The following is a 19,602-nucleotide window of genomic DNA, read 5'->3' on the forward strand; positions in this document are numbered from 1 at the left end:
TCGCATGAGACCGGGCCGCCTCATCGGCAAGATCATCCTGGCCTTCGCCGGCTTCATGGCGGTGTTTCCGCTCGCCTGGACGGCGGTCAATTCGCTGAAGAACAATGTCGACATCATCACCCGCGTGCCGCGCCTGGTGTTTACCCCGACCTTCGACAATATCAGCTACATCATCGGCCGCGACAGCGTAATGACCGGTCTCTATAACTCGGTCATTTCCTGCGGCGTCGCCGTGCTGATCGGCGTCATGCTCGGCCTTCCGGCAGCCTATGCGGTGGCGCGCTATCCCAATCGCTTCGCTGGCGACATCCAGTTCTTCGTGTTGTCGCTGCGCTTCCTGCCCCCGGTGGCAGTCGCCATTCCGCTGATGGTGATCTGGCTGCAGATCGGGCTCTACGACACCTTGCCGGCGCTGATCGTCACCTATTCGCTGCTCACCATCTCGGTGATCATGTGGCTCGCCATTCCCGCCTTCCAGGCCGTGCCTAAGGAAATCGAGGAAGCCGCTTTCCTCGACGGCTACGGCGCTTACTCGGTGTTCTGGCGCATTGCGCTGCCGGTAGCGGCGCGCTCGCTGATCGGCGCCGTCGCCTTCAGCTTCGTGCTGGTGTGGAACGAATTCCTGATCGCGCTGATGCTGTCCAGTTCCAACGCCAAGACATTGCCGATCGTCGCTTCCGAACTTTCACAGCAAGGCATGAACGTGCCGTGGGGAATCCTCAACGCCTCGGTCGTGCTGTTGTCGCTACCGCCGCTGCTGTTCCTGGGCGTGCTCAGCGGCTTCCTGAATTCCGTTTTCCGGCAAAAAAAGACTTGATGCGAGGACTTACCTATGCGGGCACTGGTGCTTGAGAAAAAAGGCGAACTGTCGCTGCGCGAGATCGCGCTGCCGCTCGACGTCGGACCGGGCGATGTCAAGATCGCCATCCACACGGTCGGCGTCTGCGGCAGCGACGTGCACTATTATACGCATGGCGCGATCGGCAGTTATGTCGTGCGGGCGCCGATGGTGCTCGGCCACGAAGCCGCCGGGACCGTTGTCGAGGTGGGCGCCGAAGTCGAGACGTTGAGGGTCGGCGACCGCGTCTGCATGGAGCCGGGCGTGCCGAACCTGTCGTCGCGCGCGACGAGGCTCGGCATCTATAATGTCGATCCCGATGTCAGCTTCTGGGCGACACCGCCGGTGCATGGCGTGCTGGCGCCCTATGCCGTGCACCCGGCCGCCTTCACCTACAGACTGCCGGAGAATGTCACCTTCGCCGAAGGCGCGATGGTCGAACCCTTTGCTATCGGCATGCAGGCGGCGAGCCGCGCCCGCATCGTGCCTGGCGACGTCGCCGTCGTCGTCGGCTGCGGCCCGATCGGCATCATGATCGCGCTGGCGGCGCTGGCCGGCGGCTGCTCGAAGGTGCTGATCTCCGATTTTTCCGCACCCAAGCTCGAGATTGCCGCACAATATCCCGGCATCGTGCCGGTCAATATAGGTGAGCAATCGCTGGTCGACGCAGTCTCCGCCGCGACCGACAATTGGGGCGCGGATATCGTGTTCGAGGCGAGCGGCGGCCCGAAGGCATTCGCCGACCTGTTCGATGTCGTGCGGCCGGGCGGCGCGGTGGTGCTGGTCGGACTGCCGGTCGAACCGGTCAGCCTCAACGTTCCGGCGGCGATCTCCAAGGAAGTGCGCATCGAGACGGTGTTCCGTTACGCCAACATCTTCGACCGCGCGCTGCAGCTGATCGCCTCGGGGAAGGTCGACCTCAAGCCGCTGATCACCGGCACTTATGATTTCTCGGACAGCATCGAGGCCTTCGAGCGGGCGGCGCAAGGCAAGCCGCAAGACGTCAAGCTGCAAATCCTCCTTACCGGCGAGAAGGGCTGACCATGTCCGCGATCGTTTGCTCCCATGTCGACAAGGCTTACGGCGCCACCACCGTCATCCGCGACCTCAATCTCTCGATCGAGGAGCACGAATTCGTCGTATTCCTCGGCCCGTCCGGCTGCGGCAAGTCGACCTTGCTCAGGATGCTGGCCGGGCTGGAGGATATCAGCGGCGGCGAAGTGTCGATCGGCGGCAGAGTGGTCAACGATCTCGAGCCCGGCGAGCGCGGCATCGCCATGGTGTTCCAGAACTATGCGCTCTACCCGCATATGACGATCTTCGACAACATCGCCTTCGGACTCAAGCGGCAGAAGGTTTCGGCGGCCGAGATAAAGAAGCGGGTCCAAGCGGTGGCAGAGACGCTCGGCCTCGAACCTTACCTCGCCCGCAAGCCGACCGAACTTTCCGGCGGCCAGCAGCAGCGCGTGGCGATTGCGCGCGCCATGATCAAGACGCCGAAAGTGTTCCTGTTCGACGAGCCGCTGTCCAATCTCGATGCCAAGCTGCGCAACCACATGCGGGTCGAGATCGCCCGGCTGCATCAGTCGCTGAAGACCACCACCGTCTATGTCACCCACGATCAGTTGGAAGCGATGACGCTGGCCGACCGGATCGTGCTGCTCAGGGATGGCGTTATCGAACAGATCGGCTCGCCTGCGGAGATCTATCGCCAGCCGGGCAATCTGTTCGTCGCCGGCTTCATCGGTACGCCGAACATGAATTTCATCGACGTGGCCGTCGGGCGGAAGGACGAACGCTGGACGCTGACAGGCGGCGGCTCGAGCTTCTCCATAGAAGGCTCGGGCTTCGATCTACGCGGCGTCCAGCGCGCCGTGCTTGGAATCCGACCGCCGGACCTGAAGACCGCCGGCGCTCAGAGCATCAATCTTCTGCAAGGCACCGCCGACCTCATCGAGTTCCATGGCAATGACGCGCTGGTGACGTTCGCCTGCGGCGGCAAGGAGGTCGGCGCATTGGTATCGGCCCGCGAATGCCCGGCGTTGCGCGCGCCTGTGCGCTACACATTCGAGGAGGAGAGCGTGCATCTGTTCGACGCGGCGACCGGCGCATCCTTGCGCCGGCGAGAAGCCTAAATCTGTACGCAATTCCGGACGGAAAACCGTTTCACACTTTTCCTGGAATTGCTCTAGCCGACCGCGTCGAGCGCCTGCCGCTGGCGGTGCATTTCGAGGAAGATCCTGTAGTCGCGGTCGAAGCGGCCTGACGCGGCCGGGTTCGAGGTGCGCGCCCTGCCGCCTTGCTGCATGGCGACGCAAGCGGCATTCAGGTCCGGGAACAGACCGGCCGCGGTGGCGGCGACCATGCCGGTGCCGAGCAGAACGGCTTCGTCGGCCAGCGGCTCGATCACCGCGCAGCCGGTGGCGTCGGCATAAAGCTCCATCAGCAACGGGTTCTTGGTGTGGCCGCCGGTGACATGCAGCGTGTCGATGAGATAGCCGTTCTCGTTCAGCGCCTCCAGCACATGGCGCACGCCGAGCGCGATGCCGACGGCGGTGCGCCAATACAGCTTGCACAGACTGTCGAAAGAGGAATCCAGCGTCAGCCCGCTGACCACGCCGACGGCATGCGGGTCGGCAAGCGGCGAGCGGTTACCGTGGAAATCCGGCAGCACATGCAACCTCGCCGCCAGCTTGTCACCCTCAAGGTTGCGCAGTTCAGCGACGCGCCTGGCGATCTTGGCATGCATGGCCGCATCCGGCTCGCCGCCGGCGCCGTGCCAGCGGATGATGTGGTCGAGCAAAGCCCCGGTAGCCGACTGGCCGCCTTCCGACAGCCAGAGCTTTGGCAGTGCGGCGCCATAGTATGGACCCCAGACGCCGGCGAAAGGCTGCGGATCGGGCGACATGGCCATGACGCAGGACGAGGTGCCGGCGATCAATGCCAGATGGCGGCCGATATTCTGCTCGTCGCCAGCAAAGCCGCCGAGCACGCCAAGCGCGCCGGCATAGGCATCGATGACGCCGGCGCCGACCCGACAGTTTTCGCTCAAGCCCAACTCCGCCGCCGCTTCAGGGGTGAGCGTGCCGATGTCTGCGCCGACAGCACTTGCCTTCTCCGGCAGGCTGCCGTGTTCGAACAGATCGCCAAGCCCGACCCTGTCGAAGAAGTCACGGCGCCAGCCGGTTTCCTCATGCGCCAGATAGGTCCATTTGGCGGTCAGCGTGCATTGCGAGCGCGCCAGCGAACCGGTCGCCTTCCAGGTAAGGAAATCCGTAAGGTCGAATAGGTAGCCGGCCTCATGCCATGTTCCCGGCAGATTGCGCTTCAGCCACATCAGCTTCGGCGTCGCCATTTCCGGCGACATGACGCCGCCGATATAGTCAAGTACGGCGTGGCCGCTATCGGTGCATTCATCTGCCTCGGCGATGGCGCGATGGTCGAGCCAGACGATGGTGTCCCAGCGCCGTTCGCCCGTCACCGAGACGCTGAGCTGGCCGGCATTCCTGTCCAGCACCACCAGCGAGCAGGTGGCGTCGAACGACATGCCGACAATATCGTCGGCTGACACACCGGCCTTTTCGCGCGCGGCACGCACCGCGATGCACACAGCCGACCAGATATCCTGCGAATTGTGCTCGGCGTGATCGGCCTGCGGCTGGTTCATGACGATCGGATGCTCGGCGCGGCCGAGCAAGGTGCCTGACGTGTCGAGAATGCCCGCGCGGGCGCTCCCGGTGCCGACATCGACCGCGCAAACGAAGCTCTTCGTCAAGATGCTTTTACTCTCGCTCCCTAGAGCCGGATGATTTCAGGTCTGTTCGACCTGAAATCTGAATCCGTCTCTAAATCAAAGAAGTAGAGCATGATGTCGTCCGAAAACCGCTTCACACTTTTCGGCATCATGCTCTAGCCTGCAATCAGATCGGGCAATTGCAGCATGTCCGCGAATATAAAGTCCGGTTCACTCGACGCAAGCCGCGCTTTCAAGGCCGGGTTGCCGGCGTGCGAACCGCCGGTGAAAGCAAAGACGAGCATGCCGGCCGCACGCGCCGCCGCGATGCCGGCAGGGCTGTCCTCGATTACGATGCAATTACCGGGATGCGCGCCCATGGCGGCGGCGGCATGGAGAAAAAGATCCGGCGCCGGCTTGCCGCGCGCGACCATGGCGGCACTGAACAGATGCGGCTCGAGCAGGCCGAGCAGACCGGTGACGTCGAGCGCGTAGCGTATCCGGTCGAGCGTGCCGGAGGAAGCGACGCAGCAGGGTACGCCCAGCCTCGGCAGGATGTCGCTGATGCCGGGAATCGGCTTCAGCTCCTCGCGGAATTTGCGCATCAGTTCGACGCGCATGTCGGTAAGATGCACGTCGGTGATGTCGATGGTGAAATCGCGAAGAAGTATCTCGCGCACGCTCTTCATGCTCTTGCCGAGGAAATGCTCGTAGGCGGCATCCTCGCTGACCGAGCCCCCGGCGGCAGAGATCATGCCGAGCAGAGCCGAAACCGACAGCGCCTCGCTGTCGACCAGCACGCCGTCACAGTCGAAGATGACCAGTTCGGGCGTCATTGCGGCTGGCGTCAGAGCTTGCCGGAGATATAGCGCGTCAGCGTCGCGCGCGTGCCATTCGCCCACAAGACGTTGAGCGCATGGGCAAAGGCCTCGGCGAACGCCGCCGAGCGGCCGACATCGCCATAGATGTCCTCCATCGCAAGCCAGGCGCCGGGCGCATCCTTCGCCGCCTTGGCGGTTGCCTGCAGCCGGTCCCAGCTGGGATCGTTGGCTTCGATGTCGGCGCCGCTGTCGGTGGTGCCGAAGCAATAGCGGCACCACAGCGCCGATTCCAGCGCGAGACCCGCAACGCTCTTCCCGGCTTTCAGCCGGTCGGCGATGGTCGGGATGATGAATTTCGGCTGCCGGTTGGAACCGTCGAGGCAAAGCCGGCGGATGGTGTCGCCGATCTTGGGGTTGGAAAAGCGGTGCTCGATGAGCTGGTAATAATCCTCCAGCACGGTGTCCGGCACCGGCGGCACGGTCGGGATGATCTCGTCATGCTCGAGCTTGGCGAGGAAGCCGCGCACCAGCGGCTCCTGCATCGCCTCATGGACGAAATGGATGTCCATCAACCCTGCGGGATAAGCGATCGTGGCATGACCGCCATTGAGGATGCGGATCTTCATCAGCTCATAGGGCGCGACATCCCTCACGAATTGCACACCGACCTTTTCCAGCGGCGGGCGGCCGTCGGTGAAACGGTCTTCCAGCACCCATTGCTTGAACGGCTCGCAGAACACCGGCCAGTTGTCCTCGAGGCCGAACTCCGAGGCGAGAATACCGCGCTCGCGGTCGGAGGTGGCGGGGGTGATGCGGTCGACCATGCCGTTGGGAAAGGCGACATTGTCGCTGACCCAGTTCGCCAGATCCTCATCGATCAGGCGGGCGAGGCCGATGACGCCATCCGAGGTGACATGGCCGTTGTGAGGGATGTTGTCGCAAGACATGACGGTGAACGGCACGATGCCGTCGGCACGGCGGCGCTTCAGCCCGGCCAGGATGAGGCCGAACACCGTCTTCGGCGTCGTGCCTGCCTGTGCGTCGGCGACGATATCAGGATGGGTCGGGTTGAACTTGCCCGAGGCCGGATCGATGAAATACCCGCCTTCGGTGATGGTCAGCGAGACGATCTTGATCGCCGGATCGGCGAGCTGGTCGATGATGGCATCGGCATCGCCGGGCGTCAGGAAGTCGATCATGACGCCGGTGACGCGGGCGCTCATATGATCGGAATCCTGCTCGACCACTGTCGTCAGCCAGTCCTGCTCCTGCAGCTTGGAACGGCCGAGCTTTTCGCCCTCGAAGACCCCGGCGCCGACCAGCGCCCAGTCATGGCCGATGCCTGCATTGAAGAGATCGTCGAGGTAGACCGCCTGATGCGAGCGATGGAAATTGCCGACGCCGAAATGCACGATACCGGGTTTGAGCGCAGCGCGGTCGTATTTCGGACCGGCGACCTTGGCGGGGAGTTCCGAGAGGATCGAGGAGGAGAGTTTCACGGTCATTTTTCTACCCTTTTGGCCGGGCTCCGGCCTGCGTGATCCCGGCCCATCAACTCATCCATTGGCCGCCATCGACATTGTAGGTCTGGGCGACAATGTATTCGGCGTCGTCGCTGGCCAGGAACACCGCCATGCCGGTCAGGTCCTCCGGCTTGCCCATGCGGCCATAGGGCACGCCCTCGCCGACCAGCCGCTTCTTCTCGCCCTTCGGCCGGTTCTCATATTTGGCAAACAGCGCATCGACCTCATCCCACATATCGCTGTCGACGACGCCGGGCGCGATGCCATTGACGTTGATGCGGTGCTTGATCAGGTCGAGCCCGGCGGACTGGGTCAGCGAAATCACCGCGGCCTTGGTGGCGCAATAGACGGCGACCAGCGGCTCGCCGCGCCGTCCTGCCTGGCTGGCGATGTTGATGATCTTGCCGCCCTTGCCCCTTGCGATCATCGAACGCGCCGCTGCCTGCAGCATGAACAAGCTGCCGGCGACGTTGACGGAGAACAATTTGTCGTAGCTTGCTTTGGTGATCTCGACGATCGGCGCCAGGTCGAACAAGGCAGCGTTGTTGATCAGTATGTCGAGGCCGCCGGTCTTTGTTTCGACCGCATTGACCGCCGCATGGATCGAAGCAAGGTCGCTGACGTCGAGCCTGACCGGATAGGAGTTGGCGCCAATCTCGGCGGCCGTCTTTTCGGCAGCCGCCAGATTGATGTCGGCAATGGCCACCGTGGCACCCTCGCGCGTATAGGCTTCGGCAAAAGCCCTGCCGATGCCGCGCGCGGATCCGGTGATCAGCGCCGATTTGCCTTTCAGTCTCACTGCGTCAGCGCCTTTCCGTCGGGGCCGAAGCGATGCATGCGGACCTTGTCGGGCGTCAAATAGATGGTGTCGCCGTGGCGTACTGCCAGTTCGCCATCGGCGCGTACCGTCAGCGGACCGACGCCGTCGGCCTGGACATGCAGGAAGGTGTCGGAGCCCAGATGCTCGGCGACGCCGACAAGGGCTTTCCAGTCGCCCGCTGTGGTCGATATCCCCATATGCTCAGGACGAATGCCGATGGTCTTGGCGTTGTATTTGGCCGCCGGCGCACCTTCGATCAGGTTCATTTTCGGCGAACCGATGAAGCCCGCCACGAACAGGTTCTTCGGCGACTTGTAGAGTTCCATCGGCGAGCCGACCTGTTCGATGTTGCCGGCGTTGAGCACGACGATCTTGTCGGCCATGGTCATGGCTTCGATCTGGTCGTGGGTGACGTAGACCATCGTCGTCTTGAGCTGATGGTGGAGCTCGCTGATTTCGAGCCGCATGGTGCCGCGCAGTGCGGCATCGAGGTTGGACAGCGGCTCGTCGAACAGGAATGCCGAGGGCTGGCGCACGATGGCGCGGCCGATGGCGACGCGTTGCCGCTGGCCGCCGGAGAGCTGGCCGGGCCGGCGTTCGAGATAGTTGGTGAGGTTGAGGACCCGGGCTGCGTCCTTCACCTTCTTGTCGATCGTCGCCACATCCTCGCCCGCCATCTTCAGCGGGAAGCCGATGTTCTTGGCCACCGTCATATGCGGATAGAGCGCATAGGACTGGAATACCATGGCCAGCTTGCGCTTGGCCGGCGCCTCGCCGGTGACGTCACGGCCATCGATGTTTATGGTGCCGCCGCTGGTGTCCTCGAGGCCGGCGATGAGGCGCAGCAGCGTGGACTTGCCGCAACCCGACGGCCCGACGAAGACGACGAACTCGCCATTCTCGATGACCAGGTCGAGACCTGGAATGATGACCGTCGATCCGAAATGCTTGGAGACGTTCTTGAGAGTGATGTTTCCCATGGTTTCCTCCCCCCGAAGGGTCTGGTGGATTGCTTCAGGCAAGGTTCGTTATTTTACCGCGCCGAATGTCAGGCCGCGCACCAACTGCTTCTGGCTGAACCAGCCCATGATCAGGATGGGGGCGATGGCCAGCGTCGAGGCCGCCGAAAGCTTGGCCCAGAACAGGCCTTGCGGGCTTGAGAACGAACTGATGAAGGCCGTCAGCGGCGCCGCCTCGGTGGTGGTCAGGCGGATGGTCCAGAACGCTTCGTTCCACGCCAGGATGATGTTGAGCAGCATGGTCGAGGCGATGCCCGGCACGGCCATGGGGGTCAGCACATAAACGATCTCGCCCCACAGGGTGGCGCCGTCCATGCGTGCCGCTTCCAGGATCTCGCCGGGGATTTCGCGGAAGTAGGTGTAGAGCATCCAGATCACGATCGGCAGGTTGATCAGCATCAGCATGATCATCAGGCCGATGCGGCTGTCGAGCAGTCCGGCATCGCGGAAGATGAGGTAGATCGGGAACAGCACGGCAACCGCCGGCATCATCTTGGTCGAGAGCATCCACATCAGGATGTCCTTGGTCCACTTGCCCGGCGAGAAGGCCATCGACCAGGCGGCCGGAACCGCGACTATCAGGGCCAGGATGGTCGAGCCGACCGAGAGCAGCACCGAGTTGAAGAAGAACTTGAAGTAGCCGCTCTGCGCCTGGACCTCGGTATAGCTCTCGAACGTCCCCGACGGGATCAGCGCGAAGCCCTGGATGGCCTCCTGCTCCGACTTGAACGAGGTGATGATCGTGTAGAGGATCGGGAAGAAGATCAGCAGCGCGACGATCCAGGCGGCGCCTGTCGCAATGACCTTGTGTTGGGTGGTGACTGCACGTGCCATCGTATCCTCCCTTACTTGTCCAGGTTCTTGCCTACCGCGCGCATGGCGAAGAAGGCGACGATGTTGGCGAGAATGACGGCGATGACACCGCCGGCCGATGCCTGGCCGATTTTGAACTCCAGCAATGCCTTCTGGTAGACGAGGAAGGGCAGGTTGGTGGAGGCATAGCCGGGTCCGCCATTGGTGGTGACCAGGATTTCGGCATAGACCGACAGCAGGAAGATGGTCTGGATCAGGATGACGACGGTGATGGCGCGCGACATGTGCGGCAGCGTCAGATAGATGAAGCGGCTGACGAAGCCGGCGCCGTCCATCTCGGCGGCTTCCTTCTGCTCGCCGTCGAGCGACTGCAATGCGGTCAGCAGGATCAGCGTTGCGAAGGGCAGCCATTGCCAGGCGACGATGATGATGATGGCAAGCATCGGATGCTGCCCGAACCAGTCGATCGGTTGAGCCCCGAAGAAGCGCGCAATGTCGGCAAAGACGCCGTATTGCGGGTGCATGATCATGTTCTTCCAGACAAGTGCAGCCACCGGCGGCATGACGAAGAACGGAGAGATGACGAGGATGCGCACGATCCCCTGTCCCCACATCGGCTGATCGATCAACAGCGCCAGCATGATGCCGCCGATTACGGTGATCAGCAGCACGCTGCCGACCAGGACGAGCGTGTTCAGGATCGATTGCAGGAATGCCGGGTTGGAATAGAACAGCGAGTAGTTCGAGAACCAGACGAAGCCGTCGCGGATCGGATTGAGCGGATTGTACTGCTGGAAGGAGAACCAGATCGTGAGTGCCAGCGGCACGATCATCCAGACGAACAGCAGCACCACGGATGGCGCCAACATAAAGCGGGCAAGCGAACGGGTCTGCTGAGTAGCCATGACGGTCACCCTTCAAGGTCAGCCAAATTTTCAGGTGTGTGAAAGGGGCCGCCCGAACTGGGATTCGGGCGGCCGTTGCCGGCCAAGGAGGCGGCCGGCATTCGGCACCGGGAGGAGCCTTACTTGATATAACCGCCTTCGGTCATGGTCGCGGTGGCGGCGTCCTGCGCCTGCTTGAGCGCGTCGTCTACGCTGGTCTGGCCGGCGAGCGCCGCCGAGAACAGCTGGCCAACGGTTGTGCCGAGGCCCTGGAACTCAGGAATGGCGACGAACTGCACACCGACATAGGGCACCGGCTTGACGGTCGGATGCGTCGGGTCGGCGGCATTGATCGAGTCCAGCGTCATCTTGGCGAACGGAGCCGCCTTCTGATACTCGGCATTGGCGTAGAGCGAGGAGCGCGTGCCCGGAGGAACGTTGGCCCAGCCTTCCTTCGAAGCAACCAATTCTGCGTAGTGCTTGCTGGTCGCCCAGGAGACGAACTTCTGTGCGGCGTCTCCCTTCTGCGTGCCGGCCGGGATGGCCAGCGACCAGGCCCACAGCCAGTTGCCGCGCTTGCCCAGACCATTGTCGGGGGCCAGTGCGTAGCCGACCTTGTCGGCGACGGTCGAGTTCTTCGGGTCGGAGACGAAGGAGGCGGCGACGGTGGCGTCGATCCACATGCCGCACTTGCCCTGCTGGAACAGCGCCAGGTTTTCGTTGAAGCCGTTGGACGAGGCGCCCTCGGGACCGTCGGCCTTCATCAGGTCGACATAGAACTGCAGCGTGTTCTTCCATTCCGGCTGGTCGAATTGCGGCTTCCAGTTCTCGTCGAACCAGCGGGCGCCGAAGGAGTTCGACATGGCGGTGAGGAAGGCCATGTTCTCGCCCCAGCCGGCCTTGCCGCGCAGGCAAACGCCGTTCACGCCATTGGCGCGGTCGGTCATCTTGTCGGCGGCCTGCTTGATGAAGTCCCAGGTCGGGGCGTCGGGCATCTTCAGCCCGGCCTTCTCGATCAAGTCCTTGCGGTACATGACGAAGGAGCTTTCGCCGTAGAAGGGCGCGGCATAGAGCTTGCCGTCGACCGACAGGCCGCCGGCGATGGCCGGGATGATGTCCTTGGCGTCATAGTCGTCGCCGAGCTTGTCGAGCGGCAACAGCCAGTTCTGCTTGGCCCAGATCGGAACCTCGTAGGTGCCGATGGTCATAACGTCATACTGGCCGCCCTTGGTGGCAATGTCGGTGGTGACGCGCTCGCGCAGCACGTTCTCTTCGAGCGTGACCCAGTTGAGCGTGACGTCGGGGTTAGCCTTGGTGAAGTCGTCGGTCAGCTTCTGCATGCGGACCATGTCGCCATTGTTGACGGTGGCGATGGTGATGGATTCGGCATGCGCGGCGAAAGCGAAGGCGCTGGCCGACAACAGGCCCAAAGTGAGCGTGCGCAGTTTCATCAAATTCCTCCCATGAACCAAGATGAGCATTTGCCTTGGTAATGGGCAATTACTCACTTGGCGTTAATTATGTCAAGCCGGATTCGATGCTGCAGCGCAGCACACGGGGCAGGTCCGCGACGTTGCGCGCGTAGACGATATTGAATGGATTTGGGAAGCTGTTTGCACGGGGATGTGAGAGCGGGTTGATGCCGACCCATCGCAACCCAATCATGGCGCCAAGGGAGCGATAGGGCCCAGCCCGTCAGCCGTGGGACGGGTAGCTTCCGACGGAATATTCGAAAACCCTGCCGTCGCGTGTTTGCTTGGCTCTGGTCAGCACTTCCGTCACCTGGATCCAGCTGGGCTCGTCCTTGCGCAGCCTAACTTCCCGGCCGATTGCCTTCACGGCAGCTTGAAACGGCGTAAATGCTTCGATCACCTGCGTCGTGCGCACGGTGTTGTTTTCGATTTCTTCGACGCGATAGACTTTCATCAGCCGGCTGATCGACCTTGTTTCAATCTGCAGACGATTGATCCTGCTCAATTGGGTCGTCACAAGCACAAGCCTATGCCGGGCGAGTGATATCGACAGCGTTTTTGTCAAGCTTGGTTAACCGGGTGGCCCGATCGCAGCTGTTTGTCCGCGAAAGCGAGCATTCGTCGCGGATCCATGGCTCGCTTTGCATCTCGGAAATCAATCCGCGAATCGCTCGCCCTCAGGCGCAGGCGATCTCGGCCAGGATCCAGTCCCGGAAGGCTTTTATCTTCGGCACGTTGCGACGCGCCGTCGGGTAGACCAGCCAATAGGCGTGGCCGTCGTCGCCGACCAGGTCGAAGGGCTGGATCAGGCGGCCGGCGGCGAGCTCGGTCTTGAACAATGCGGTGGTCAGGATTGCCACACCATGGCCGGCGATGGCCGCGTTCGCCTCATAGGCCTGCGCGCCCATGCTGGTGCCGGTGCGCCTGGCAAGTTCGTCCGCCGGGACGCCGGCAAGGGCGAACCATTCCCGCCACCAGATGTCGCCGGGATCGAGAATGGGCAGCTTGAACAGGTCGGCGGGTTCGTGGACGCCACCTATGGTGGCAGCGAGTGCCGGGCTCAGCACCGGGGTGAAATCGGCCTTGAACAAAAGATGGGTCTCCACTCCAGGCCACTTGCCGCTGCCGGAGCGGATAGCGATGTCCATGTCCTCGCGGGCAAAATCGATCACCCTGTTCGAGGTATCGACGCGCACCGCCAGCGACGGATGCGCGACCTGGAAGGAGCCGAGGTGCTGCGCCAGCCAGTTCGAGGCAAAGGTCAGCAGCGTCGAGACGCACAGCACACCATCGGCGCCCCCACGCGCGGCGGAATAGGCGCTTGAGAGCAGGCTGAACGCCTCGCTGACGGCGGGCGCCAGGCGCTGGCCGGGTTCCGTCAGCACAATCTGGCGCGGCTGGCGCAGGAACAGCGGCGAACCGATGCGCTCTTCCAGAAGCTTGATCTGGTAGCTGGCGGCGGCCTGCGTCATGCCGAGTTCCTGCGCGGCCTTGGTGAAGGAGAGATGCCGCGCGACGGCTTCGAACACCCTGATGGCCTGCAGCGGCGGCAACTGGGCGAGCTGTGGTGCCTTGAGATCGGGCATAAGCCCTCCTTATGGGTCGTGATCGACGTTTGATTGGCGGCAAGAGGCAATCAGGCCGATATCTGGTGTCAACGATCAATCAAGTTCAAGCATAGCGGAGGCTGAAGATCATGACCACGGTACAGCAAAAGCTCCATTCGACCCCGGCGCAGAGCTGGCTTTCCCTGCTGGTGCATGAATTTTCCCTGCTTGTGCACCGCCGGCGCGGCTACGTCGACGTCCGGGAGCTGTCGCCGCATTTGCAGCGCGACATGGGTTTTCTCGACGGCAACGACCCGTCCGGGCGCTGCAAATAAACGTGTTGGATTTTATCGATGGGCCGCTTAATCTATCAGGAACCGTCGAGCAAGGCCGTGGCGGTCCGCTCGTCGGTGATGAGGCCATTGACCAGCCGGCGGTTCACAGCGGCCAGGATGCCCGGCAACTTACGCTCGCCCATGGCGAGCGCAATGACCAGCGACTTTTCGCGTGACGGCAAGGCTGCCGACGATACCCGGTCGTTGGTGATGCCCTCGATCATGCGGCCTTCCCGATCGAACACCCAGCCGACGATCTCGGCGACGCCGCCAGCCTTTTGCAACGCCTTCAACTCGCTTTCCGAGATAAAACCGTCCTCGTAGAGCGGCGCCTTCGGGCCGAGATCGCCGATGCCGACAAAGGTCACGTCGGCTTCCGCGGCCAGCGCCAGCGTCGGTTGGATCATCGGCTGGGCAAGCAGCATCTCGCGCTCTTCCGGCGACGAGGCGATGACCGGCAGCGGCATCGGGAACGAGCGCGCCTTGACCCGGTCGGCCATGGTGAAGATGACGTTGTAGAAGGCGGCCGAACCGTCGGGCGAGATGTTGCCGGTCAAGGACACAACCTTGTGCTGCGAGCATTCCATCGGCGGCAATTGCTCGATCGCCGCCTTCAGCGTGCGGCCGGTGCCGATGGCCAAGACGATGGGCGTCGGTGACCGCAGCCGCCGCTCGATCTCGGCCGCAGCCGCCTCGGCAATGCCGATCGTGGTCGAGGATGAGGTTGGATCGCTCGGCACCACTTCGACGAGGTCGAGCGCGAAGCGTGACTTCAGTCTAGCTGCGAGATCAAGGCAATTGGCGATCGGGTGATCGACGCGAACCTTGATCAGCCCCTCCGACACCGCCAGCGACACCAGCCGCTGCGCCGTCTGCCGGGAAATGCCGAGCGTGGCGGCGATCTGGTCCTGGGTGTTGCCGGCAACATAATAAAGCCAGCCGGCGCGCGCTGCCTCGTCCAGCCTGCTGCTGCCGCCATCTTGCCGCGAATTCAAAATGTGCCTCCAGCCCTGCCCCTTTGCGCGCCCTTGGGCGAAGCGTCATAGTCTTGCAGGGAATGTGTCGGCGCGCAATTGTTCAATCGGGAGGACAATTGCTTGCTGCTTCGATCCGGCCGCCGCGCGGCAACCAACCCAGCGAAAATCGCCAGCGGACGGGCTCGGCGGTTTATCTCCTGATACAAACGCTTTAAGGGGATCGGCAAAAGGAGCCTCGCATGACGCCGAAAGCGGTTTTCTGGGATATGGACGGCACGCTGGTCGACAGCGAGCCGCTGCACGAGGCGGCCTTGGTGGCGGCGCTGCGCAGCGTCGGTATCACGCCGCCGGCCGACCTGCATGAGCGGGTGCTGGGCGTCGCCGCCGCACCGGTCTACGAGATGCTGCGCAGCGAGTTCGGCCTCGACCTGCCCTTCGACGACTGGATCGTGCGCAAATACGATCACTACATGCCGATGGCCGAGACGCTGAAGCCGCGCCCCGGCGCGATCGAAGTGTTCAACGAGTTGCGCGCGCTCGGCGTGCAGCAGGCGGTGGTGTCCAATTCCGACCGGGTGATCGTCGATGCAAATCTGAGCGCCGTCGGCCTGATCTATCCCGGCATGCGCACGATCAGCCGAAACGACGTGCGCGAAGGCAAGCCGCATCCCGAACCGTTCCTGCGCGCCGCGTGGCTGGCCGGCGTCGATCCTTCAGACGCGGTGGCCGTCGACGACAGCGTTACCGGCGCCACATCAGGCCTGGCCGCGGGGATGCGGACGATCTTCTGGCCGGAAGCGCCGATGGCAGGACCCAAGGGCGCTGTCGTGATCAACAGTGCGGAAGAGTTGCGGGCTCAGTTGGGACTCTGAGAAGACCCGCGAAGGCCTGCGCTGCCCCTCATCCCTCTGCCGGGACCTTCTCCCCGTGAACGGGGAGAAGGGTGAACTCATTCAGCTCCGGTAAACCGGCTCCTCCTCGTCGAGGATCGCCTTCAGCTCGGCAAGGTGACGCTCCGCCTGGCCGGGATAGTCGTCCATCTCGCTGGCGGCCTTTTCGGCAATGGCGTCGGAGAGCGTGCGCAGCGGCCGGCCGGTCCACAGCGCCTTGATGTAGGTCTCTGCGGCGCGCTCGAAATAGAACATGCGGTTGAAGGCGTCGGCGACGGTGTCACCGATGACCATGACACCGTGATTGCCCATCACCATCACTTTGACCTTCGGGTCGGTGAGCAGCTGCGAGCAGCGCTCGCCCTCTTCCTCGAAGGCCAGCCCGCCATAATGGGCGTCGACGACGTGGCGGTTGAAGAACATGGCCGAGTTCTGGTCGATCGGCGGCAGAGTCGAGTCGGCCAGCGATGCAAGCACGGTGGCATGAATGGAATGCACATGCATGGCGCAGCGCGCATGCGGCACGTTGCGGTGAATGGCGCCGTGCAGACCCCAGGCGGTCGGGTCGGGCGCATTCGGGCCGGACAATGTCTCGGGATCGTTGGCGTCGATCAGCAAAAGGTCGCTCGCCTTGATGCGCGAGAAATGCACCTGGTTGGGGTTCATCAGGAATTTGCTGCCGTCCTCGTTGACCGACAGCGAGAAGTGGTTGGCCACCGCCTCATGCATGTTGAGCCGCGCCGTCCAGCGGAAGGCGGCGGCCAGATCGACGCGCTCCTCATAGTAGGGCAGGTTGGTCAGCATTTCCTTTTGCAGGCGGGCGATGCTCATCCGAAAAACCTCCGTTTTTAAGAGAATGCCGCGCTCGGCCGTGGCCAGCAACCGCAAACTGCTGGGTCAGGCTGTCTTCGCATTGTCCGTTGTCCCAAAACCGCCACGCACTTTTGGGCGACATGCATTACGCCGCCGAGCGAGCCGACTGCAGCCCGCCATGTTCGACGATGAAGTCGATGACTTCCTGCAGGCCCTTGCTACGCGACAGGTCGGTGAAGCCGAACGGGCGCTTGCCGCGCATGCGGGCGGCATCGCTCTCCATGACATCGAGGTTGACGTTCACATAGGGCGCCAGATCGCTCTTGTTGATGACCAGGAAATCGGAACGGGTGATCGCCGGCCCGCCCTTCCTGGGGATTTCCTCGCCTTGGCAAACCGAGATGACATAGAGGGTCAGGTCGGCGAGGTCGGGCGAGAAGGTGGCGGCAAGATTGTCGCCGCCGGATTCGATGAAGACGATGTCGAGATCGGGGAATTTCCTGTTCAGCCCGGCGATCGCCTGCAAATTGATCGAGGCGTCCTCACGGATGGCAGTGTGCGGGCAGCCGCCGGTCTCCACGCCGACGATGCGGTCCTCAGGCAGCGCCTGCAGGCGAGCCAGCATCATGGCGTCTTCCTTGGTGTAGATGTCGTTGGTGACGACGGCGATGGAGAAATCGTCGCGCAGCGCCTTGCAGAGCTTTTCCGTCAATGTCGTCTTGCCGGAGCCGACGGGACCGCCGATGCCGATGCGCAGGGGACCGTTGGCCTGAGTCATAGCGAAAAATCCGTCATGCCGAAAACTCCGTGATGGCGAGGATGGCGAAGCTGAGCCCGATCAACAGGCAGAGCGGCGAATAGAAGCTGACATCGAGCCGCGCAAAAGGCTGTTCCGGCGCCAGACGGCGCCACCACGGCGTGAAGCCGGCAACGCCGCGGCCGAGGAAGACCAGCCCTATGAGCAGCGCTGTGGCGGCAAGGCCTTCCCTTGGAAAGGGGGTGGCGAAGACCCCTGTCAGCGCCAGCGGCCACAGTGTCGCCAGGCACAGGCACGCGGCAACGGCAAAACAGACAAACGGCGTCGGCATCTCGTCGACGCCGCGAAAGCCGACGACGGCGTGGGCGCAGGAGACGCCGTCCCTGCCCGGCCAGATGCCGCCAAGGCCCCAATAGACATGCAGCGCGGTGATCAGCAGCAGGACGGCCGAGAGGGCGAAGGCGAGGACGATCATGAGCGGAACAGCCTGGAATACTGCGTCTCGTGCTTCATCGCCATGATGTCGGAGATGAAGGCGCAGCCGCCGAGATCGTCCAATGTCGAGCCGGCGGCGCGCGCGGCCGTCGACAGCGCCAACGGCTCGAAGCCGGCGAGCAAGGCCATAGCGTCCGTCTGGCCGACGATGCCGAGTCGGATCGCCGCCTGGACGAGGTTGGAGAAGAAGGCCTGCAGGAAGGCCGACATCGCGTCCTGAAGCGCGATGCCGTTGCCGCCGGCAACGGCGCCGACGGCGACACAGTAGGCGCATTCGGCCGGCAGGCGGCCCAATACCGGATTCGCCCACGCCGCTGCCGCTTTCAGGAAGGCGGCGCCTTGCAGCATGGTTTCGGTGTGGCGCTCACGCGAGCCGGCCAGCGCTTCGGCGAGATCGGCAATTTCATGGAGGTCGCCTTCATGGAGGTCGCCGCCGTCGCGGGCGCGGCGCCAGCTTTCCGCGAAGAGCACGGCGTCGTTCCAGCCCGAGCCCATCTCGACCAGCGTCTCCAGCCAGAAGGCGAGGCTGGCGGTATCGGCAACCAGCCCGTCTTGCCCGGCGCGTTCGAGACCATGGCTGTAGGCAAAGCCGCCGACCGGAAAGGCCGGCGACAGCCACGCCATGAGCCGCAGCAAAGCGATGCCGGACGGCTGGTCAGTCATGATCGTGATGATGCCCGTCATGGGAATGGCTGTGCGAATGCGACTCGCTGTGTGCGTGGGAACGTCCATCATGGGAATGCGCTTCGGCGTGCGCATGCGCATGGCCGTGATCGTGACCATGCGCACCTTGGGCGGAATAGGCGCCGCGCACCGGCTTGAACGGTTCGGAGACTTCGCGCACCGTGGCGCCCAGCCCTTCCAGCATAGCCTTGATGACATGGTCGCGCAGGATCAGGATGCGGCCGGGCTCGATCGCTGCCGCCAGATGGCGGTTGCCGATATGCCAGGCGAGTTCGGTCAGATGCACGGCGTGGCGGGCACGGATGTCGTAGACCTCTTCGGGTGCCGCGGTGATCTCGACCTGGGCGCCATCCTCCAGCACCAGCCGGTCGCCATCGTTCAAGGTCACGGGCTCGGGCAGATCGACCAGCACCTTGCTGCCGTCGGCAAGCTCGATGGCGCGGCGGCGCAAATGACGCTCGTCATGGGGCAGGACGGCACGGCCGGATGGCGGCGTAGTTCCGGCAGTGCCGGCAGGCACCACCGAGACGGCCCGGGGGAACTTGGTGAAGTCGGTGTTCAGGTTGAGTTTCATCGCATGGCTCCACCGTTAGCCTGGGCTCTCGCACGGGCAGGCCGCGCCAGGACGCGGTCGAAATACGCGTTGACGCGCTCGGATTCGATCGGGAATTTTCCGGCGCGGGCCCAGCCGCCCATGTCGCCCAACAGCACGTCGACGGCGGAAAACCGGTCGCCCAGCGCAAACTCCCGATCCCCCAGCCGACCGTCGAGCGCCTTGGCCTCCGAGGCGAAATCGTAGGCGGCGGCGGGGCCGACATCGACCCGCACGTCCTTCGGCAACAGGAAGCGGTGGCGCAGCTTGTTCCACAGCGGCGCTTCGAACTCGGACTGGGCAAAATGCATCCAGGAATCCATTTCGGCGCGTCCGGCCACACCTGGATTGGCGCCCATGCCTTTGTCGGCGTGCTTGTCGGCGAGATAGACGCAGATCGCCGCCGAATCCGTCACCGTCAGTTCGCCATCGATCAGGATCGGCACCTTGCCCGACGGGTTGAGCGCATAGGCTTCCGGCGAGCGCAATTTGACCTCGACGAATTCATAGGGCTGCCCGAGTTCCTCAAGCATCCACAGAACGCGGCTGACGCGGGAGCCACGCGATCCGATAGCCTTGTACATGGTCG

22 protein-coding genes are annotated in these 19,602 nt (G+C 63.4%); 5 read left to right on the forward strand and 17 right to left on the reverse strand.

Annotation, left to right across the window (positions count from 1 at the left end; all coding sequences use genetic code 11):
• Positions 1 to 4: 4 nt before the first annotated feature.
• The 3 genes from NLY33_RS03990 to NLY33_RS04000 are packed head-to-tail and all read left to right on the forward strand — an operon-like array spanning position 5 to position 2,973.
• The gene (locus NLY33_RS03990) at positions 5 to 817 is read left to right on the forward strand and encodes a carbohydrate ABC transporter permease (RefSeq protein WP_023689174.1); all 813 of its coding nucleotides are present in this window, start codon (positions 5 to 7) and stop codon (positions 815 to 817) included.
• Positions 818 to 832: 15 nt separating this feature from the next.
• Positions 833 to 1,879 carry an NAD(P)-dependent alcohol dehydrogenase gene (locus NLY33_RS03995; RefSeq protein WP_023707769.1) on the forward strand — a complete coding sequence of 349 codons (1,047 nt, stop codon included), beginning with the start codon at positions 833 to 835 and terminating at the stop codon, positions 1,877 to 1,879.
• A 2-nt stretch (positions 1,880 to 1,881) separates the two neighbouring features.
• Entirely contained in the window at positions 1,882 to 2,973 is a 1,092-nt protein-coding gene (locus tag NLY33_RS04000) for an ABC transporter ATP-binding protein (protein WP_023703713.1), read from the forward strand.
• A 53-nt stretch (positions 2,974 to 3,026) separates the two neighbouring features.
• On the opposite strand, the gene NLY33_RS04005 is transcribed toward NLY33_RS04000, so the two are convergent.
• The 10 genes from NLY33_RS04005 to NLY33_RS04050 all read right to left on the reverse strand — a co-directional run bounded on the left by NLY33_RS04005 (position 3,027) and on the right by NLY33_RS04050 (position 13,509).
• Positions 3,027 to 4,613 (reverse strand): FGGY-family carbohydrate kinase, encoded by a 1,587-nt coding sequence (locus NLY33_RS04005; RefSeq protein ID WP_023703714.1) that lies wholly within the window; start codon positions 4,611 to 4,613, stop codon positions 3,027 to 3,029.
• A gap of 134 nt (positions 4,614 to 4,747) precedes the next feature.
• Entirely contained in the window at positions 4,748 to 5,407 is a 660-nt protein-coding gene (locus NLY33_RS04010) for an HAD family hydrolase (protein WP_023703715.1), read from the reverse strand.
• A gap of 11 nt (positions 5,408 to 5,418) precedes the next feature.
• Positions 5,419 to 6,897 carry a mannitol dehydrogenase family protein gene (locus tag NLY33_RS04015; protein WP_023703716.1) on the reverse strand — a complete coding sequence of 493 codons (1,479 nt, stop codon included), beginning with the start codon at positions 6,895 to 6,897 and terminating at the stop codon, positions 5,419 to 5,421.
• A 46-nt stretch (positions 6,898 to 6,943) separates the two neighbouring features.
• On the reverse strand, positions 6,944 to 7,714 hold the full coding sequence (locus NLY33_RS04020; RefSeq protein ID WP_023703717.1) for an L-iditol 2-dehydrogenase: 771 nt from the start codon (positions 7,712 to 7,714) through the stop codon (positions 6,944 to 6,946).
• On the reverse strand, positions 7,711 to 8,715 hold the full coding sequence (locus NLY33_RS04025; RefSeq protein WP_023689168.1) for an ABC transporter ATP-binding protein: 1,005 nt from the start codon (positions 8,713 to 8,715) through the stop codon (positions 7,711 to 7,713). The genes NLY33_RS04020 and NLY33_RS04025 overlap by 4 nt, the downstream gene beginning before the upstream one ends.
• Positions 8,716 to 8,763: 48 nt before the next feature.
• On the reverse strand, positions 8,764 to 9,588 hold the full coding sequence (locus tag NLY33_RS04030; RefSeq protein WP_023671250.1) for a carbohydrate ABC transporter permease: 825 nt from the start codon (positions 9,586 to 9,588) through the stop codon (positions 8,764 to 8,766).
• Positions 9,589 to 9,599: 11 nt separating this feature from the next.
• A complete protein-coding gene (locus NLY33_RS04035; RefSeq protein ID WP_023671249.1) occupies positions 9,600 to 10,472 on the reverse strand; it encodes a carbohydrate ABC transporter permease in 873 nt (290 codons plus the stop codon).
• 119 nt (positions 10,473 to 10,591) lie between these two features.
• A complete protein-coding gene (locus tag NLY33_RS04040; RefSeq protein ID WP_023671248.1) occupies positions 10,592 to 11,902 on the reverse strand; it encodes an ABC transporter substrate-binding protein in 1,311 nt (436 codons plus the stop codon).
• 244 nt (positions 11,903 to 12,146) lie between these two features.
• Positions 12,147 to 12,428, reverse strand: a complete 282-nt coding sequence (locus tag NLY33_RS04045) for a hypothetical protein (RefSeq protein WP_023707767.1) — start codon at positions 12,426 to 12,428, stop codon at positions 12,147 to 12,149.
• A gap of 172 nt (positions 12,429 to 12,600) precedes the next feature.
• The gene (locus NLY33_RS04050) at positions 12,601 to 13,509 is read right to left on the reverse strand and encodes a LysR substrate-binding domain-containing protein (protein WP_023671245.1); all 909 of its coding nucleotides are present in this window, start codon (positions 13,507 to 13,509) and stop codon (positions 12,601 to 12,603) included.
• 110 nt (positions 13,510 to 13,619) lie between these two features.
• On the opposite strand from NLY33_RS04050, the gene NLY33_RS04055 reads away from it, so the two are divergent.
• Entirely contained in the window at positions 13,620 to 13,805 is a 186-nt protein-coding gene (locus tag NLY33_RS04055) for a hypothetical protein (protein ID WP_023703718.1), read from the forward strand.
• Between the two features lie 35 nt (positions 13,806 to 13,840).
• Here NLY33_RS04055 and NLY33_RS04060 read toward each other — a convergent pair whose 3' ends face one another.
• On the reverse strand, positions 13,841 to 14,800 hold the full coding sequence (locus NLY33_RS04060) for a sugar-binding transcriptional regulator (RefSeq protein WP_023671243.1): 960 nt from the start codon (positions 14,798 to 14,800) through the stop codon (positions 13,841 to 13,843).
• A gap of 221 nt (positions 14,801 to 15,021) precedes the next feature.
• On the opposite strand from NLY33_RS04060, the gene NLY33_RS04065 reads away from it, so the two are divergent.
• Positions 15,022 to 15,654 carry an HAD family hydrolase gene (locus NLY33_RS04065; protein ID WP_023671242.1) on the forward strand — a complete coding sequence of 211 codons (633 nt, stop codon included), beginning with the start codon at positions 15,022 to 15,024 and terminating at the stop codon, positions 15,652 to 15,654.
• Between the two features lie 81 nt (positions 15,655 to 15,735).
• On the opposite strand, the gene NLY33_RS04070 is transcribed toward NLY33_RS04065, so the two are convergent.
• From NLY33_RS04070 to NLY33_RS04095, 6 genes are all read right to left on the reverse strand, one after another.
• The gene (locus tag NLY33_RS04070) at positions 15,736 to 16,503 is read right to left on the reverse strand and encodes a class II aldolase and adducin N-terminal domain-containing protein (protein ID WP_023707766.1); all 768 of its coding nucleotides are present in this window, start codon (positions 16,501 to 16,503) and stop codon (positions 15,736 to 15,738) included.
• Positions 16,504 to 16,630: 127 nt separating this feature from the next.
• Positions 16,631 to 17,263: an urease accessory protein UreG gene (ureG, locus tag NLY33_RS04075; protein WP_023703719.1), complete on the reverse strand. Its 633-nt coding sequence runs from the start codon at positions 17,261 to 17,263 to the stop codon at positions 16,631 to 16,633.
• Positions 17,264 to 17,276: 13 nt separating this feature from the next.
• On the reverse strand, positions 17,277 to 17,717 hold the full coding sequence (locus NLY33_RS04080) for a DUF3995 domain-containing protein (RefSeq protein WP_023703720.1): 441 nt from the start codon (positions 17,715 to 17,717) through the stop codon (positions 17,277 to 17,279).
• The gene (locus tag NLY33_RS04085; protein WP_023689159.1) at positions 17,714 to 18,400 is read right to left on the reverse strand and encodes an urease accessory protein UreF; all 687 of its coding nucleotides are present in this window, start codon (positions 18,398 to 18,400) and stop codon (positions 17,714 to 17,716) included. Before NLY33_RS04085 ends, NLY33_RS04080 begins: the two co-directional genes overlap by 4 nt.
• Entirely contained in the window at positions 18,393 to 18,995 is a 603-nt protein-coding gene (ureE, locus tag NLY33_RS04090; RefSeq protein ID WP_023703721.1) for an urease accessory protein UreE, read from the reverse strand. Before ureE ends, NLY33_RS04085 begins: the two co-directional genes overlap by 8 nt.
• Positions 18,992 to 19,597, reverse strand: coding sequence for a glutathione S-transferase family protein (locus tag NLY33_RS04095; protein WP_023683600.1), 606 nt, complete (start codon positions 19,595 to 19,597; stop codon positions 18,992 to 18,994). The genes ureE and NLY33_RS04095 overlap by 4 nt, the downstream gene beginning before the upstream one ends.
• Positions 19,598 to 19,602: the final 5 nt, after the last annotated feature.

This window comes from Mesorhizobium sp. C432A (assembly GCF_030323145.1).
In the GTDB taxonomy this organism is placed as follows: domain Bacteria; phylum Pseudomonadota; class Alphaproteobacteria; order Rhizobiales; family Rhizobiaceae; genus Mesorhizobium.